Source organism: Aeromonas sp. QDB23 (genome assembly GCF_027707745.1).
GTDB classification, from domain to species: domain Bacteria; phylum Pseudomonadota; class Gammaproteobacteria; order Enterobacterales; family Aeromonadaceae; genus Aeromonas; species Aeromonas allosaccharophila.
On the sequence record NZ_JAPCJA010000004.1, the window covers coordinates 1 to 15503 of the forward strand.

Consider the following 15503-nt stretch of genomic DNA (forward strand, 5'->3'; position numbering starts at 1 on the left):
TGTAAGCGCGGCGACGTGTTGAGCTAACCCATACTAATTACCCGTGAGGCTTAACCATACAACACCCAAGAAGTGTTCTGAGACTTGTAACAGACCCCAAGAACTACTACCTAATTCAGTGATAGCGACAAGCCAATAGGCAAATCGTTATTCACGTCAGCTTTCTAGATTAAGAATTTGCCTGGCGGCCATAGCGCCGTGGAACCACCTGATCCCATGCCGAACTCAGAAGTGAAACGCGGTAGCGCCGATGGTAGTGTGGCATTCGCCATGCGAGAGTAGGACACTGCCAGGCACCCAATCCAAGAAACCCCGCTCGATGAGCGGGGTTTTTTATTGCCTGCAATTCAGAAAGTCGCCTGATTATTGACCTTTTGTTTCCTCTTCTCTGCCGTTTTCCCTGTTTTTCCTCCTCGATTTTCTCCGGTTCTGCCATCGCCGCTGGCGTTGGTTGTCGTTATAATGGCCGCCCTCAAGCAAGGTGGTGGTATGAAAGCAGAATATCTACAGCGATTCGGGGGCATTGCCCGTCTTTATGGTCAGAACGCCCTGCGTTCCTTTAGCCAAGCGAAAGTCTGTGTTGTGGGGATCGGTGGCGTGGGCTCCTGGGCGGCGGAGGCGCTGGCCCGTGCCGGTATCAATCAGATCACCCTGATCGACATGGACGATATCTGCATCACCAACACCAATCGCCAGATCCACGCCATGCAGGGGACGGTTGGTCGCCTCAAGACCGAGGTGATGGCCGAGCGCATTCGCGCCATCAACCCGGATTGCGAAGTGATCGAGGTAGATGATTTCGTCACTGCCGACAATCTGGCCGAGCATATCAAGCGAGAGTTTGACTATGTGGTGGATGCCATCGATTCGGTCAAGGCCAAGGTGGCACTGATTGCCTTCTGCAAGCGCAACAAGATCCCGGTGATTGTGGCGGGTGGTGCTGGCGGGCAGATGGATCCGACCCAAATCACCGTGGCCGATCTGGCCAAGACTATTCAGGATCCGTTGGCCGCCAAGGTGCGCTCTGACCTGCGCCGGTTGCACAACTTCAGCAAGAATCCGGCGCGCAAGTTCGGGGTGGAGTGTGTCTTCTCAACCGAGCAGCTGAGTTATCCGGATGGTAATGGTGGCACTTGTCAGGCCAAGGCGGCCAGCGATGGCACCATGAAGATGGATTGCGCCTCCGGCTTTGGCGCCGTAACGCCGGTGACGGCAACCTTTGGGCTGGTTGCCGCGTCCCGGGTATTGAAGAAGATTGCCGAGCGGGGAGCCCGCGCCGAGAAAGAGGCCGGGAATGAAGAAGCTGGATCGATTGGCGAAGCGTAATCGACCTCTGCACAAAGCGGGTTAGACAACCCGCCCCCGGATCGCCTGCACGATCGCTCTGAGCCCGTTACCTCGTGACGGGCTCAAGTGTTTCTCAAGCCCCAGTTCGCTGAAATATCCTTCCATATCAAAAGCCTGGATCGCCGCAGACGATTGGTGGTTGAGCGCGGCCAGCACGATGACGATAAGGCCCCGTACGATGCGAGCATCGGAATCACAGGCAAAGTGCCAGCAGCCATCCTCGCTTTTTTCTCCCTTCAGCCACGCCTGGCTTTCACATCCCTTGAGACGGAATGCCTCCTGCTGCCATTCGCCTGGTAGTACGGGTAATAGCTTGCCGAGCTGGATGATGAGCCGGTACTGGTTCTCCCAGCCGAGAGCTGCGGCAAACTGCTGGCGGATGCGGTCGGCATTGGGCTCAAGGCCAATCCGGGTATAGCTTGCGAGATCACTCATTCGGTTGTCTGCCTTAGAAAAAGTCACTGAGTTTGTGCAGGGCGGCCAGCAGGGCGTCGACATCATCCCGATTGTTGTAGCAGGCCAGCGAGGCGCGCATGGTGCCGCCGATCCCGAGCGATTCCATCAGTGGCATGGCGCAGTGATGGCCGACTCGCAAGGCGATCCCCTGCATATCGAGCAGGGTGGCGGCATCTTGCGGGTGGATGTCGTCGAGCAGGAAGGAGACAGCACCGGCGCGTTGGCCGGGTTCGCCGATCAGACGCAGCCCCGGCACTTGTTGCAGGCCTGCGACCAGATAGTCTGTCAGGCTCTGCTCATGCTGGGCGAGCCATTGCCGATCTTGCGCCATCACAAAGTCGATAGCGGCGGCGAGGCCGATAGCGCCAGCAATATGGGGGGTACCCGCCTCGAACTTGAAGGGCAGGGTATTGAAGGTGGTGCCGCTGAAACTGACCCGATCGATCATCTCGCCACCGGCTTGCCAGGGCGGCATCCGCTCCAATAGCTCGGTGCGGCCCCACAACACGCCGATGCCGGTCGGGCCATAGAGCTTATGGCCGGAGAAGGCGTAGAAGTCGCAGCCGATGGCCTGCACATCCACCTCGAGATGAGCCACCGCCTGGGCGCCGTCGATCAGCGTCACGGCGCCAACCGTTTTGGCGGCAGCTACCATGCGGGCGATCGGATTGACGGTACCAAGGGCATTGGAGACGTGGGCCACGCTCACCAGCCGGGTGCGTGGCCCCAGCATGGCGTGATAGGCGGTCAGATCGAGATCGCCCCGCTCATCGAGCGGGATAACCCGGATCACCGCGCCGGTGCGCTGGGCGACCAGCTGCCAAGGAACGATGTTGGCGTGATGCTCCAGCGTGCTAAGGATGATTTCGTCCCCCGCCCTGAGCTCGCTCATTCCCCAGCTCTGGGCCACCAGATTGATCGCTTCTGTGGTGCCGCGGGTCCAGATAACTTCGTGGCTGCGGGGCGCATTGATAAAGCGGGCGACCGTTTCGCGGGCAGCTTCGAAGGCGCGGGTCGCACGGCCGCTCAGGGCGTGGGCGGCGCGGTGCACGTTGGCGTTGTCGGCCCGATAGTAGTGAGCGATGGCATCCAGCACCGCTTGCGGCTTCTGGGTGGTGGCGGCGTTGTCCAGATAGACCAGAGGGTGGCCGTTCACCTCCTGCGCCAAGGCCGGAAACTGGCTGCGCAGTTGGTCGTACTGTTGCTGATTCATGCTCCCCTCATCATCTGGAAAAAGTCATCATCTCGAAAGGTCGGTCATGATCCTGAAAATAGCGCCCGAACACAAGGCGCGATAAGCCCGATGGGCGGTTGCTTGCTGTGCAGCAGGTACGGCTCGTCGGGTGATTTCTGGTACAATGCCGCCCCTCATCATAAGCCAAGAGATCCGGCCCATGAAGCTCAACCCCAATCAGAACGAAGCGGTCAAGTATGTCTCCGGCCCTTGCCTGGTGCTGGCGGGTGCCGGATCGGGCAAGACCCGCGTCATCACCAACAAGATTGCCTATCTGGTGCAGCAGTGCGGCTACAGTGCGCGCAACATCGCTGCTGTCACCTTTACCAACAAGGCGGCGCGGGAGATGAAGGAGCGGGTCGGCCAGACTTTGGGCCGCAAGGAGGCGCGGGGGCTGATGGTCTCCACCTTCCATACCCTGGGTCTCGATATTATTCGTCGTGAGCACAAGAGCCTTAATCTCAAGGCGAACTTCTCCCTGTTCGACGACACCGATCAGCTGGCGCTGCTCAAGGAGCTCACCGAAGACGAGCTCGACAACGACAAGGACAAGCTCTCGGCCCTTATCAGCCAGATCTCCAACTGGAAGAACGATCTCATCCTGCCTGCCCGCGCCATGCGCATCGCCCGCGGGCCGGAAGAGGTGCTGATGGCCCAGCTCTACGAGCGTTATCACCGCCAGATGGTGGCCTATAACGCGCTGGATTTTGACGACCTCATCGTGATGCCCACCTTGCTGCTCAAGAGCAATCAGGAGGTGCGCGAGCGCTGGCAGAACAAGATCCGTTACCTGCTGGTCGATGAGTATCAGGACACCAACACCAGCCAGTACGAGCTGGTGAAGCAGATCGTCGGGGAGCGCGCCCGCTTTACCGTGGTGGGGGATGATGACCAGTCCATCTACTCCTGGCGCGGCGCCAAACCGCAGAATCTGGTGTTGCTGAACGAAGATTTTCCCAATCTGCGGCTCATCAAGCTGGAGCAGAACTACCGATCCAAGCGGCGGATCCTCAAGTGCGCCAACATCCTGATCGCCAACAACCCGCACGTCTATGACAAGGCGCTCTTCTCCGAGCTGGATGAGGGGGTGAAGCTCAAGGTGCTGTTTGCCAAGAACGAGGAGCACGAAGCGGAGCGGATCGCCGCCGAGATGATGGGCCACAAGTTTATGAACCGCACCCGGTTCAAGGATTACGCCATCCTCTATCGGGGCAACCATCAGTCGCGCATCTTCGAAAAGGCGCTGATGACCAACCGCATCCCCTATCGTATCTCGGGCGGCACCTCGTTTTTCTCCCGCACCGAGATCAAGGACATCATGGCCTATCTCAAGTTGCTGGTGAACCCGGACGAGGACACTGCGTTCCTGCGGGTAGTCAACTTGCCGCGTCGCGAGATCGGCCCCACCACCCTCGAAAAATTGGGTCAGTATGCCAATCAGCGCGGCAAGAGCCTGTTTGCCGCCAGCTTCGAGCTGGGGCTGGAGCAGCACCTCTCCGGCCGTGGCCTTGTGGCCCTGCAGGCATTCACCAACTGGCTGGTTCGCCTTGGCGATCAGGCGTTGCGTGGCAATCCGGTGGAGGCGGTGCGGGACATGATCAAGGAGATCCACTACGAAGAGTGGCTCTACGAGACCTCCCCCAGCCCGAAAGCGGCCGAAATGCGGATGCAGAACGTCTCCACCCTCTATCGCTGGATCACCGAGATGTTGGAAGGGGATGAGCTGGAAGAGTCGATGACGCTGGCTCAGGTGGTCACTCGCCTCACCCTGCGCGACATGATGGAGCGCAACGAGGGGGAGGATGATGCCGATCAGGTGCAGCTGATGACCCTGCACGCCTCAAAGGGGCTGGAGTTCCCCTATGTCTACATGGTGGGGATGGAGGAGGGCTTGCTGCCCCACCAGACCAGCATTGACGAGGACAACGTGGAGGAGGAGCGGCGTCTCGCCTACGTGGGCATCACCCGGGCCCAGACCGAGCTGACCTTTACCCTCTGCAAGGAGCGGCGTCAGTTTGGCGAGTCGGTACGGCCCGAGCCGAGCCGCTTCCTGCTGGAGCTGCCGCAGGACGATCTGGAGTGGGAAAACCAGAGGAAGGTGACCGCCGAGGAGCGCCAGCAGAAGGGGCAGGTCGGCGTTGCCAACCTGCGGGCGCTGTTCAAGAAGGATTAATGCTACGGATTGGCCGGGGTAAGCAGCGGCACTATGTCAGCTCCCGGCATCGGCGGAGAGATATAGCGCCCTTGCCCCATCTGGCAGCCGATATCGATGAGCTTCTGCAACTGCAGCTGGTTCTCGATCCCCTCCACTATCAGGGTGTAATCGAGATCCTGACAGATATCCCGCATGGCGCGGATCAGCGCCAAATCTTTGGGTGATTGCAGCATCCGCTGGGTAAAGCTGTCATCCACCTTGATGTAATCCACCGGGAAGTGGAACAGGGCGTTGAGGGAGGAGAAGCCGGTGCCGAAATCATCGAGGCTGATCTGGATACCCTTGGCCCTCAGGTCATGCAGGGATGCCAGCGCATCGGAATCTTGCCGCGACAGCTCCCGCTCGTTGAATTCAAAGATCAGATAACCCGGGGCAACGCCCTCTTCCTCGATGATCCCCATCAGCCGCATGATGTGGTCATGGTTGACCAGATGCTTGCCCGACAGATTGATGGCGACCTTGAACTTGCTCTGCCCGGAGATTGGCAGCCAGTTCTTCAGTTGCTGACAGGTGTGACGCAGGATCTGGTAATCCAGCTCCAGAATCAGGCCGCACTGCTCTGCCAGCGGAATAAAGTCGAACGCATCCTTGAGAATACCCTCCTCGGTCAGCCAGCGCGCCATCACCTCCAGCCCAGTCAGGCGGCTATCCTGCAGCCGGATCACCGGCTGGAAATAGGGGACGATACGCCCTTCCCGCAAGGCTCTGGCCAGCATCTCTTCAGGCGAGTTCCAGTTCTGGTTGATGCAATCTTCCGAGTAGCTGACGATACGACTGCGGCCATTGCGTTTGGCCTGATACATGGCTAGATCGGCCTGATGGAGCAGCTGGCTGATATCGGTGGTCTGCTCCGAGACGCTCGATACCCCAAGGCTGATGGTAATGCTCAGCTCGTTGCCGAGCAGCCGGAACGGGTAGGAGAGGCGGCTGATAATGCGGTTGAGCACCGGGCTGATGTCATCGTCGCTCTTGCTGCTGTCCAGATAGATGACAAACTCGTCGCCGCCCAGTCTGGCCACCAGATCATTTTGCCGGATGCAGGTCTGTAGGCGGCGGCTCACCTCCTTGAGCAGTTGATCTCCCGCGCTGTGGCCCAGGGTGTCGTTGATCTGCTTGAAGTGATCCACATCGATGAAGATCACCGCAAATCCCGGCGATTTGTAGCGGTTGTAGTGGGTCATGGCGTGGTTGAGGTGGTTCATCAACAGGGCGCGGTTGGGCAGCTGGGTCAGCGGGTCGTGGAGCGCATCGAATTGCAACCGCCGTTCCAACTCCTGATGCTGCTTGAGCTGCTTTTGTAGTCTGAGGTTGGTCTGGCGCAGCTGTTGCAGCCGCTGATTGATGGAGTCTTCGGTATTGATGTCGTTGAGCTGCTGGCGGATCCGTCTCAGCTCCAGCAGCAGGGTTAGCTGGCCGCGCAGGAAGTCGAGGAACAGCTTGTCGTCAGTTTCCAGCGGCTGGGTCGTGCTGATGATGAAGTGGGCGAAGTACTGTTGCTGCAGCCGCAGCGGCATGCTGTGCCAGTAGCGAGACTCCCTGTTCACCTCGATATTGCTGGTGCTGTGGCACAACCCGCTGATGAACTCGTCCCCCTGATGAGGATTGGCGGGGTAGATCTTTTCCAGCTTCTGGCTGGTTAGCCTGACCAGTAGCATGTCCTCGATGGCGAGCATTTGGCGCAGTACCGCCTCCAGCTGGGAAAACAGCGCCTGACCCGGCAGGGTATTGGCCAGCCGCATGATGCGGCTGATGCTCTCGATTTTCTTTTTCCAGTTCGGGTCTTTGCGGATCAGCGGCGAAGGCAGCTCGGTGAGATGGGAGCCCGCCTGGGTTTCGGTCAGCCGCTTGGCCAGACACTCCAGCAGCAGGCGCAGGGTCGGTAGATCGGTGGGTGTGCCACGAGCCAGCAGCCACTGTACCTGACCATGCTCGATGGGAAAGACGCACCACCCTTCGGCCTCATCCAGCTGGGTGAGCTGATCGGTGATGCGGGACTGCTCCCGCCCCAGTTGCTGCTTGAAGATGTCGCTTATCTTGTAGGCGTAAAGCCAGTTCAGGCCGGTATCGGCGAGGCCCAGCATGCCGAAGTGTTGCAGCGGGCAGAGTTGGTCAATCTGCCGGATCAGGGCGTCGTAATCGTCAGACGTGGCCGATTGTGGCGCCGGAAAGTCCATAATGGCAGAGACCAACGCCAACAGAGGAGTTGAGTAGTGGGGTTCGATAGCTTGGGGCGACATGAGCAACTCCCGATATGTCTACCTTACAAGAGTAGTCGGAAGCCGAGAGATTGAAAGGGCCGCAATTGCGGCCCTTTCAAATACTTACAGCTTGTCGATCATGTAGTGGATGGCGTTTTCAATCTCTTCATCACTACAGTTCGCACACGTGCCGCGCGGAGGCATCATGCCGGACTTGCCGGTGAAGCCTTCAATGGCATGTTTCTTGAGAGTATCAATACCCTGGGCGATGCGAGGCTCCCAGGCCGCCTTGTCACCCCGTTTGGGGGCACCGGCGGCACCGGTATCATGACAGGCAAAGCAGGCGCCCTTGAACACCGTCTCACCATCGCGGGGGCCGGAAGAGGCGGTCGCAGCAGGTGCGGCACCCGCGCCGGCAATACCTTCCAGATCCTTGGCGGTATAGACCTGACCGATTGGTTTGATCCGCTCGGCAATGGCTTCCGGCGACATATCATCGGCAGCAAGCACTGCCCCAGACAAGCTGGCGGCCGTCATCCCGACAGCCAGCAAATAGCTCAGTTTTTTCAACACGCTCATATACTCCCAGCAGTCTTTTATTATCCATGTAAACGACGGGATTATAACCGAATAGTTACGGCCATTTAAACGCTTGTGTGTGAAGTGTTAAACACTCTGCGTACAAAGTTTTGGGCGATATCACGGCAATTCAGGCGGTGGAGATAAAAAGAAACCCGGCATTCGCCGGGTTTCAGGTAACCAAGGGGTGAAATGGGTTATTTGTCCCAGCTCAGGATCACCTTGCCGGAGTGGCCGGAGCGCATCGCATCGAACCCCTGCTGGAAGTCGTCGATGTGGAATCTGTGGGTAATGATGGGGGAGAGATCCAGCCCGGACTGGATCAGGCTGGCCATCTTGTACCAGGTCTCGAACATCTCGCGGCCATAGATCCCTTTGATAAACAGCCCCTTGAAGATCACCTTGTTCCAGTCGATGGCCATGGTGGAGGGGGGGATGCCGAGCATGGCTATCTTGCCGCCGTGGTTCATCTTGTCGAGCATCTCCTGGAAGGCGCTCGGGACGCCGGACATCTCCAGCCCCACGTCGAACCCTTCGGTCATGCCCAGCTCGCTCATCACGTCGGCCAGCTTCTCTTTGCTGACGTTGACCGCGCGGGTGGCGCCCATCTTGCGGGCCAGCTCCAGCCGGTATTCGTTGACGTCGGTGATCACCACGTGGCGCGCACCCACGTGACGGCAGACGGCGGCAGCCATGATGCCGATGGGGCCCGCCCCGGTGATGAGCACATCCTCACCCACCAGATCGAAGGAGAGGGCGGTGTGTACCGCATTGCCGAACGGGTCGAAGATGGCAGCCAGCTCATCCGGGATGTTGTCCGGCAGCTTGAAGGCGTTGAACGCGGGGATCACCAGATACTCGGCAAAGGCGCCCGGACGGTTGACGCCAACGCCAATGGTGTTGCGGCACAGATGAGTGCGCCCGGCGCGGCAGTTGCGGCAGTGACCGCAGGTAATGTGCCCTTCGCCGGAGACCCGATCGCCGATGGCGAAGCCGCGCACCTCCTGACCGATGGCGACTACTTCCCCCACATATTCGTGGCCGACCACCATGGGTACCGGAATGGTCTTCTGGGACCACTCGTCCCAGTTGTAGATATGGATATCGGTGCCGCAGATGGCGGTTTTGCGGATCTTGATCAGCAGGTCGTTGTGGCCGAGCTCGGGGGCCGGCACATCCGTCATCCAGATGCCGACCTCTTTGTGCAGTTTGGAGAGTGCTTTCATGGCTGTTCCTTCAATATGAATGCAGAAAAAAGGGGCTGCAGCCCCTTGATTCAAATCAGATAACGCCGAGTTCACGGCCGATGCGGATAAAGGCGTCAATGGCCTTGTCCAGCTGCTCGCGGGTGTGGGCGGCAGACATCTGGGTGCGGATGCGAGCCTGACCCTTGGGCACGACTGGGAAGGAGAAGCCCACCACATAGATGCCGGCAGCCAGCATGCGGCTCGCCATTTCGGAGGCCAGCTTGGCATCCCCCAGCATCACCGGAATGATGGCGTGGTCGGCACCCGCCAGAGTGAAGCCGGCGGCGCTCATCCGCTCGCGAAAGTATTGGCTGTTCTCTTTCAGGCGGGCGCGCAGGTCGTGACCCTCGGCCAGCATGTCGATCACCTTGATGGTGGCGGCAACGATGGAGGGGGCCAGCGAGTTGGAGAAGAGGTAAGGGCGGGAGCGCTGACGCAGCCAGTCGATCACCTCTTTCTTGCCGGAGGTATAGCCACCGGATGCGCCGCCAAGCGCCTTGCCCAGGGTGCCGGTGATGATGTCGACCCGATCCAGCACGCCACAATATTCGTGGGTACCGCGGCCGTTTTCACCGATAAAGCCGACGGCGTGGGAGTCATCCACCATCACCAGTGCATCGTATTTGTCCGCCAGATCGCAGATGGATTTGAGGTCGGCGATGACGCCATCCATGGAGAAGACGCCGTCGGTGGCGATCAGCTTGAAACGGGCGCCATCGGCATCCGCCTGTTTCAGCTGGGCTTCCAGTTCGGCCATGTCGTTGTTGGCGTAACGATAGCGCTTGGCCTTGCACAGCCGCACGCCGTCGATGATGGAGGCGTGGTTGAGGGCATCGGAGATGATGGCATCTTCGGCGCCGAAAAGGGTCTCGAACAGGCCGCCATTGGCATCGAAGCAGGAGGAGTAGAGGATGGTGTCCTCGGTGCCGAGGAAGCCGGACATCTTCTGCTCCAGCGCTTTGTGCTGGTCCTGGGTGCCACAGATGAAGCGCACCGAGGCCATGCCGAAGCCGTGGCTGTCGAGTCCCTGATGGGCGGCGGCAATCAGATCCGGGTGGTTGGCCAGCCCCAGATAGTTGTTGGCACAGAAGTTCAGTACCTGCTCACCGCCGACGGCGATGCTGGCCTGCTGGGCGGAGGTGATGATGCGCTCCTGCTTGTACAACCCTTCAGCTTGCACCTGGTTCAGTTGCTCGGTCAGGTGACGATAGAATCCGTTAGACATCCTCGATCCTTATTGGCTATTTCAGCTGCGTATCAACAGAGGGCAACATTTTACTGCAATCTGTTGCGGTAAATTCAAATGATTGTGCTGACATTCAACAAATGTGAAACAGATCTCACCCAACTGGTTGGGCCAGCTGGCGGTAGTGTTGCTCCAGCTGCTTGATCTGTCCGGCCACCTGGGATTGCACATAGGGGCGCAGCAGAAACAGCACCTTCAACACACCCTGATAGAGCAGCGGTTTGGTGATGCGGGTGTTGGGGGCCTGGGCAATCTGGAACGGGATCCAGCAGGTCACCACCATCTTGATGGTCTGGCCCAGATCCGGCAGGTCTTCATCGCTGACATCGATGATGCCCCCTTCGCGCAGGCTTCTGAGCAGCGCGACCACGGAGGAGCGCATCTGCTCCTGGGCCTTGAGGTACTTCTGTTGCAGCGGTTCGTCACGGCTCAGGATGTCCGGCAGATTGGCGTAGAAGAAGCGGAACTGCCACATCAGATAGAAGATGGCATCGAGATAGCCCATCAGATCCTGCAGGGTGATTTCACGGTTGCGGGTCGGGACGAAGCTCTCGCTCAGGTGGCGGGCATACTGGTCGAAGATGGAGTGGATGATGTCTTCTTTATTGCGGAAGTGGTAGTAGAGGTTGCCCGGGCTGATGCCCATGTGCGCCGCAATATGGTTGGTGGTGATGTTGCGTTCACCCTGATCGTTGAACAGCTCGGTCGCGCTGTGAATGATCCTGTCTCTGGTTTTCATCACTCATTCCTCCAACAGGTTCCGCTCGGGGCAGTTTTGAACAAGGTCGAATCCCCGGGCGGCCCGTGATAAACTTTTCGGCAATTTCAAATTGGCTCACTATACACAGCTTTAACAAGCAGTCACATGTAGCCATCAACGTACGAGAGGCAAACTCCATGATCGTAGTAACTGGCGGTGCTGGCTTTATCGGCAGCAATCTGGTCAAGCAGCTGAACGCTCAAGGACGGACCGATATCGTGGTCATCGATGACCTGACCGACGGCACCAAGTTCGTCAATCTGGTCGATCTGACCATCGCTGACTACATGGACAAAGACGAGTTTCAGGCTCGGATCGTCTCCGGTGACGAGTTTGAAGAGTGGGACAACGGCATCGAGGTGATCTTCCACGAAGGTGCCTGCTCTGCGACCACCGAGTGGAACGGCAAGTTCATCATGGAGGTCAACTACGAGTACTCCAAGGATCTGTTCCACTACTGTATCGAGCGTGAAATCCCGTTCATTTACGCCTCTTCTGCCGCGACCTACGGTGGCCGCAACGACAACTTCATCGAAGATCCCAAGTTCGAACAGCCGCTCAACGTCTACGGCTACTCCAAGCAGCTGTTTGACCAGTACGTGCGCCGCTGGATGCCGGAGATCAACTCTCAGGTTGTCGGCCTGAAGTACTTCAACGTCTACGGCCCGCGCGAGCAGCACAAAGGCTCCATGGCTTCCGTTGCCTTCCACCTCAATACTCAGGTGAAGAAGGGCGAGAATCCCAAGCTGTTCGAAGGTTGCGACGGCTTCCCGAACGGTGGTCAGATGCGTGACTTCATCTATATCGACGATGTCTGCAAGGTAAACCTCTGGTTCTGGCAGAACCCGCAGCACTCCGGCATCTTCAACTGCGGTACCGGCCGTGCCGAGCCGTTCCAGAACGTGGCCGAGGCGGTGATCAAGCATCATCAGAAGGGTGCCATCGAGTACATTCCCTTCCCGGATCACCTCAAGGGCCGCTACCAGAGCTTCACCCAGGCTGACATGACCAAGCTGCGCAGCGTGGGTTATGACGCCGAGTTCAAAACCGTTGCCGAAGGGGTCGCGGATTACATGGCCTGGCTCAACCGCTAACGGGTGAGCACAACGCGGCAGTTTGAGCGCAAAACCGGAAGTGGGTACTCGCCTGCTTCCGGTTTCTGGCGTCTGTGACTGCTTGCCGTTCCTCTCTTCTCTACCGGGTAACCGCGCAATGAATATATTGATGGCACTCTCCCAGCTCGAAGTCACGGGCGCCGAGGTCTATGCCACCACGGTCGGTAACGAACTGACCCGGCGTGGTCACAACGTTTTTTACGTTTCAGATACCCTGACCAAACCGACGCTTGGCCCCGTCTTCAAGCTGAGATTCAACAAGCGCAGCATTCTGCGCCGCTTCTGGCACGTCTTTTACCTCATCTATCTCATCAAGAAGCATCATATCCAGTTGGTACACGCTCACTCCCGCGCCTCCGGCTGGAGCAGCTATGTCGCCTGCAAGCTGACCGGTACCCCGATGATCACCACGGTGCATGGGCGCCAGCCGGTGCACGCTTCTCGCAAAGCGTTCCATGCACTCGGCTATCGGGCGGTTGCCGTTTGTGAGGATATCGCCCATCAGATTGTCGACAATCTGGGGGTCGATCCTGCGATCGTGCAGGTGTTGCGTAACGGTATCGAAACCGACAAATTCCAGCCTGTGCCTGCGCCGGACAATGCCAAACCGGTGATTGCCATCATCGGGCGCCTGAGCGGCCCCAAAGGGGAGCTTTGTTACCGCTTGCTCGACGAAGTGCTCGATCTCGATGCATGCAAGGTACGGATTGTCAGTGGTACCAAGGTGCCGGAGCGCTTTGCCCGTTTCGAAGGGCGCGCCGAGTTTGTTGGCTATGTCGACGATGTGCCCGCGCTGCTGGCGGGTAGCGATCTGGTGATCGGCGCCGGTCGGGTGGCGATGGAAGCCCTGTTGTGCGGTCGTCCGGCGTTTGCCATCGGCGAGGCCAAGGCCATCGGGCTGGTGACTGAACAGAATCTGGACGAGGCGCTGGCCAGCAACTTTGGTGATATTGGTCCCAAGGATCTGGCTATCGATTTTGCTGCGCTGAAGGCAGAGATTGCATCTGCCTTGGCCAGTAAAACGGTGCCGGAGACCATTCGTCAGCGCATTCAGGACGAGTACGGCTTGCAGGGTGTCGTCTCCGGGCTGGAGTCCATCTATCAAGATGCGGTGGTGGAAACCCTGCGCCGCGAGATGCCGGTCATCATGTACCACCGCTTTATCGAGCAGGATAGCGAGAAAGGGGTGCACGGCACCTGGATGCCGATCGCCATGTTCGAGAAGCATCTGCGCCTGATGAAGTGGCTCGGCTATGAAACCCTGACGTTCCGTGATTTGGCGGACAAAGGCTTTATCCACCGTCTGCAATACGGCAAGAAGTACCTGATGATCACCGCCGATGACGGCTATCAGGACAACCTGACCCGCATGCTGCCGCTGCTGGAAAAATATGGTTACAAAGCTGTGGTGTACGTGGTCACCGGTGAAGGCTATAACCGTTGGGATGTGGAGCATCCGACCAATCCGGATACCAAGGTGTCATTGATGAGTGGCGAGCAGGTCAAGGCGCTGGCCGCCAGCGGTCATGTAGAGATTGGGGGTCATACCCTGACCCATCCCCGCTTGAGTCAGCTCACTGCCGAGCAACAAGCCCATGAAATTCAGGAGAATAAACGCCAACTGGAGGCCCTGCTTGGCCATCCGCTGCTCTCGTTTGCCTACCCTTACGGAGATATGAACGAGAATGCCAAGGAGCAGGCTATCGCCGCTGGGTATCGTTTTGCCGTCGCTACCAATAGCGGCCCCAAAGCGATGCACCAGGACCTTTTCCAGATTCGTCGGATCGCCATCTTCCCCCGCACAGATGTGTTCGGGCTGTGGCGAAAAATCCGTGGAAATTATGTATTCAGGAAGTAATCTATGCCTTCATCCCTACAGATCTGGTTTGACCGTCTGACCACGACAATGTTTTCCTCGACCTTGGCATTTACATTTTGTGGGCTTTTCTTGTTACCTAATGGTAAGACAATACTTTCTAATTTATTAGTAATTTCAATAGCCATCGGTTTATTAAATTTTTTTATCGGAGGCAAGCGAGCGATTGGTCTTGTTGACCGTAGATTACTGTTTGTTTTTTTAGGCTATGCTTTGTTTGTTATTTTAAATCGCTTTGTTCATGGTGACCAATATGGTGTTGCTAGAAATTTAATTTATGTTGCAGCGTTTGGATTGTTAATACCTAGGAAAAATATTGTTGTGCATATCTGTCAATACTCCCTCATAGTTGGAGGAATTGGATTTGGAGTTTTGAGCTTTTGGCAGCAAAGCCAGGGAATATATAGAGTTGATGGTTTTACCAATGCGATTTTATTCTCGCAAGCAGCATTTGCTTTTGTTCTATTGAATGCTTTTGTTTTAAAAAACAACAGAAAAGACTCGGCTTTTATAGCTTCAATATCTTTACTTTCTATTGGTGCATTGTTATATAGTTTGTATCTCTCACAGAGTCGAGGAGTATGGTTGGCATTATTGATTTTAACTGTACTATTCGCCCTAAAAAAATATTTTCAAAAACCTATTAAATACTCTTTTGTTGGTGTTTTTGCGATTGTTGTCATGATGATTTTTTACCAGAATAGTCCTATATTGCAAGAGCGATTTAATTCTGCAACTTATGATATAAATAGTGCTCAAAAAGGCCAATTTGCTACATCATGGGGTTTAAGGATGATTGCTTGGGAGGGTGCTTGGAAAGGTTTTTTAGATCATCCATTACTAGGTGTTGGGACCAATGGGTTTGATTCTCTAAAAGTACGCCAAGTAAAATCAGGGGAAATGTCTAGTGTTATATTAGAGCATCCTCTTGCTCACACACATAACCAATATATGCAAAATTTGGTTATTAGAGGTTTCATTGGGCTTATTGCATTATTGTGTTTTTTGGGGTTGCCATTCTTGAGGGCGATAAAGAAAAATGGATTTTTATCTATCGCCGCACTATACCCATTCACTTTTGCTATTTATGGTTTAAGTGATGTCCCATTTGAGCAACAAAATGTCCTGTATGTTTTTTCGCTTGGATTAATATACTTGTGGTTGAGTGAAAACTTAAACTCAAAATATGAGAATGAATTATGATACCTGTATACGTGATAAGTTTAGAAC

The 15503-nt window shown here is 56.7% G+C and carries 12 protein-coding genes and 1 rRNA gene; 6 read left to right on the top strand and 7 right to left on the bottom strand.

Annotated elements, in window-relative coordinates; genetic code table 11:
• Window positions 1-180 precede the first annotated feature (180 nt).
• A 5S ribosomal RNA gene (gene rrf, locus PG888_RS02765) occupies window positions 181-295 on the top strand.
• A 194-nt stretch (window positions 296-489) separates the two neighbouring features.
• Entirely contained in the window at window positions 490-1326 is an 837-nt protein-coding gene (tcdA, locus tag PG888_RS02770) for a tRNA cyclic N6-threonylcarbamoyladenosine(37) synthase TcdA (protein WP_270692592.1), read from the top strand.
• Window positions 1327-1347: 21 nt separating this feature from the next.
• Here tcdA and PG888_RS02775 read toward each other — a convergent pair whose 3' ends face one another.
• Together PG888_RS02775 and PG888_RS02780 are read right to left on the bottom strand one after the other, a co-directional pair.
• Complete coding sequence (locus tag PG888_RS02775) at window positions 1348-1782, bottom strand: SufE family protein (protein ID WP_270692594.1); 435 nt, start codon at window positions 1780-1782, stop codon at window positions 1348-1350.
• Window positions 1783-1795: 13 nt separating this feature from the next.
• Window positions 1796-3016 (bottom strand): aminotransferase class V-fold PLP-dependent enzyme, encoded by a 1221-nt coding sequence (locus PG888_RS02780; RefSeq protein ID WP_270692595.1) that lies wholly within the window; start codon window positions 3014-3016, stop codon window positions 1796-1798.
• A 181-nt stretch (window positions 3017-3197) separates the two neighbouring features.
• On the opposite strand from PG888_RS02780, the gene rep reads away from it, so the two are divergent.
• Window positions 3198-5210, top strand: coding sequence for a DNA helicase Rep (rep, locus tag PG888_RS02785; protein WP_270692596.1), 2013 nt, complete (start codon window positions 3198-3200; stop codon window positions 5208-5210).
• 2 nt (window positions 5211-5212) lie between these two features.
• Here the strand turns inward: rep and PG888_RS02790 are convergent, their stop codons facing one another.
• The 5 genes from PG888_RS02790 to PG888_RS02810 all read right to left on the bottom strand — a co-directional run bounded on the left by PG888_RS02790 (window position 5213) and on the right by PG888_RS02810 (window position 11261).
• Complete coding sequence (locus PG888_RS02790; protein WP_270692597.1) at window positions 5213-7489, bottom strand: putative bifunctional diguanylate cyclase/phosphodiesterase; 2277 nt, start codon at window positions 7487-7489, stop codon at window positions 5213-5215.
• Between the two features lie 84 nt (window positions 7490-7573).
• Window positions 7574-8029, bottom strand: a complete 456-nt coding sequence (locus PG888_RS02795; protein ID WP_162518200.1) for a c-type cytochrome — start codon at window positions 8027-8029, stop codon at window positions 7574-7576.
• A gap of 197 nt (window positions 8030-8226) precedes the next feature.
• A complete protein-coding gene (gene tdh / locus PG888_RS02800; protein ID WP_139409626.1) occupies window positions 8227-9255 on the bottom strand; it encodes an L-threonine 3-dehydrogenase in 1029 nt (342 codons plus the stop codon).
• A 55-nt stretch (window positions 9256-9310) separates the two neighbouring features.
• Window positions 9311-10501 carry a glycine C-acetyltransferase gene (locus tag PG888_RS02805; RefSeq protein ID WP_234601260.1) on the bottom strand — a complete coding sequence of 397 codons (1191 nt, stop codon included), beginning with the start codon at window positions 10499-10501 and terminating at the stop codon, window positions 9311-9313.
• A gap of 115 nt (window positions 10502-10616) precedes the next feature.
• Window positions 10617-11261 (bottom strand): TetR/AcrR family transcriptional regulator, encoded by a 645-nt coding sequence (locus tag PG888_RS02810; protein WP_270692601.1) that lies wholly within the window; start codon window positions 11259-11261, stop codon window positions 10617-10619.
• A 158-nt stretch (window positions 11262-11419) separates the two neighbouring features.
• Here PG888_RS02810 and rfaD point away from each other — a divergent pair, with 158 nt between their 5' ends.
• The 3 genes from rfaD to PG888_RS02825 all read left to right on the top strand — a co-directional run bounded on the left by rfaD (window position 11420) and on the right by PG888_RS02825 (window position 15476).
• Window positions 11420-12376 carry an ADP-glyceromanno-heptose 6-epimerase gene (gene rfaD / locus PG888_RS02815; RefSeq protein ID WP_005340846.1) on the top strand — a complete coding sequence of 319 codons (957 nt, stop codon included), beginning with the start codon at window positions 11420-11422 and terminating at the stop codon, window positions 12374-12376.
• 118 nt (window positions 12377-12494) lie between these two features.
• Entirely contained in the window at window positions 12495-14255 is a 1761-nt protein-coding gene (locus tag PG888_RS02820; RefSeq protein ID WP_270692602.1) for a polysaccharide deacetylase family protein, read from the top strand.
• A gap of 3 nt (window positions 14256-14258) precedes the next feature.
• Window positions 14259-15476 carry an O-antigen ligase family protein gene (locus tag PG888_RS02825; RefSeq protein WP_270692604.1) on the top strand — a complete coding sequence of 406 codons (1218 nt, stop codon included), beginning with the start codon at window positions 14259-14261 and terminating at the stop codon, window positions 15474-15476.
• Window positions 15477-15503: the final 27 nt, after the last annotated feature.

Excerpts from the sequence above, each read along its gene's own strand:
- tcdA (WP_270692592.1), top strand. The coding sequence starts at position 490 with ATGAAAGCAGAATATCTACAGCGATTCGGGGGCATTGCCCGTCTTTAT.
- PG888_RS02775 (WP_270692594.1), bottom strand. The coding sequence starts at position 1,782 with ATGAGTGATCTCGCAAGCTATACCCGGATTGGCCTTGAGCCCAATGCC.
- PG888_RS02780 (WP_270692595.1), bottom strand. The coding sequence starts at position 3,016 with ATGAATCAGCAACAGTACGACCAACTGCGCAGCCAGTTTCCGGCCTTG.
- rep (WP_270692596.1), top strand. The coding sequence starts at position 3,198 with ATGAAGCTCAACCCCAATCAGAACGAAGCGGTCAAGTATGTCTCCGGC.
- PG888_RS02790 (WP_270692597.1), bottom strand. The coding sequence starts at position 7,489 with ATGTCGCCCCAAGCTATCGAACCCCACTACTCAACTCCTCTGTTGGCG.
- PG888_RS02795 (WP_162518200.1), bottom strand. The coding sequence starts at position 8,029 with ATGAGCGTGTTGAAAAAACTGAGCTATTTGCTGGCTGTCGGGATGACG.
- tdh (WP_139409626.1), bottom strand. The coding sequence starts at position 9,255 with ATGAAAGCACTCTCCAAACTGCACAAAGAGGTCGGCATCTGGATGACG.
- PG888_RS02805 (WP_234601260.1), bottom strand. The coding sequence starts at position 10,501 with ATGTCTAACGGATTCTATCGTCACCTGACCGAGCAACTGAACCAGGTG.
- PG888_RS02810 (WP_270692601.1), bottom strand. The coding sequence starts at position 11,261 with ATGAAAACCAGAGACAGGATCATTCACAGCGCGACCGAGCTGTTCAAC.
- rfaD (WP_005340846.1), top strand. The coding sequence starts at position 11,420 with ATGATCGTAGTAACTGGCGGTGCTGGCTTTATCGGCAGCAATCTGGTC.
- PG888_RS02820 (WP_270692602.1), top strand. The coding sequence starts at position 12,495 with ATGAATATATTGATGGCACTCTCCCAGCTCGAAGTCACGGGCGCCGAG.
- PG888_RS02825 (WP_270692604.1), top strand. The coding sequence starts at position 14,259 with ATGCCTTCATCCCTACAGATCTGGTTTGACCGTCTGACCACGACAATG.